Origin of the sequence: Paenibacillus sp. J5C2022 (assembly GCF_025567625.1) — a bacterium.
Lineage (GTDB): Bacteria > Bacillota > Bacilli > Paenibacillales > Paenibacillaceae > Pristimantibacillus.
The window spans coordinates 1-1,225 of record NZ_JAOQJC010000110.1 but is presented as its reverse complement, the minus strand read 5'-3'; the positions used below and the strand labels follow the sequence as shown (position 1 = coordinate 1,225).

Sequence of the window (1,225 nt, the reverse complement as noted above, 5' to 3'; positions counted from 1 at the left end):
CATCCGATGGCGATTACATTCGATAAGGATTCCCGCCTTATAACGATTGCGATTCCTTGTGAAGTAATGACGGCGTTGAAAGGCTTTAATGCGATTATGTCGGCCTTCTACTGTCGCGTTTGTCCATCGGCATTGATGGTAATTCATGATTTCCTCTTGCCAATTACGCATGGTCTTCAGCGCACTTTGGACGGCAGCATGCTCGATCTGATCACCTTGCCTACACCAACGCTCAAATCCCTGCCTTGCAACGGTATAGCTCGGCGAGCAGTCATACCAAGTCGTGAACGCTTCTTTCCATTCCCACACGCTGCGCAACAGCGGGGAGTAATTCAGTATCTCGCCCAGTTTCTTTCTGCTTTCCTCGCCTAACGATTCGGAAGGCGGATTCAGTAGGCGGTGGTTCGCTTTCAGATAAGCCTTGGCCCGTGGAGATAGCGTGGGCTGAACGGTTTTCCGAACTTCCTGCAGGCATGCAATCACATAACCGTGAACATGAAAACGATCTGCTATGCGAATCGCTTTTGGAAAACACTCTCTAATCCAAGTGTGATACGCCTGAGCCAGATCCATGACCACTGCCTTCGGGTTAAGCAGAAGGAACCCCGGGTGATCCTGGGCGTACGACCGCAATTCTTCCAGCTTCCGGCCTGGTAGCAGATCCAGCATCGTTTCGCCCTTCAGGTTGTGAATGCCGGTGTTATATGTATGACCTTTCTTGATCGCGAAATCATCGACACCCAGAACCAGCTCAGCCATTTCTTTGGCTTCTTCCCACACTTCTTCGTAAAGCTCATCACAAAGGGCAGGGACCGCCTCGTTATGCATACGTTGTACGGTACTTGCTGGCGTTTGCTGCATACGAGCGCCGTGCGCGGCCGTAGAACCAAGCGCCTGTTCAACAGTATGAGAGCGAAAAAGCCTGCTGTAGCGCTGTTTGGAGCCGACGAAATCATATAGCCAGACAAATCCGGCATCACAATGGTTACAATACAAGCGAATGGTTGGCACGTGAAGATAGGTTTTCTTCTCAAACACGCAAAGATGTCGAACGGTTCGCATGCCATTACTACCTTTGCGAATGACATCTTGATCCGACCCGCAGCAGGGGCAACTTTGCTTGCCTTCAATTGGCACTGCTTCTATGTGAACTTCATCGTGATCAATGGATAGTATTTGGTGGAATTTTAACTCTGGTATGTCGAGCAGTTCATTGATATACTGG

General features: G+C 49.8%; 1 protein-coding gene. It reads right to left on the bottom strand.

Translation table 11 applies throughout. From position 1 onward, the window contains the following. A partial coding sequence (locus M6D81_RS31490) for an ISL3 family transposase (RefSeq protein ID WP_262681620.1) occupies positions 1-1,225 on the bottom strand: 1,225 nt, incomplete at both ends.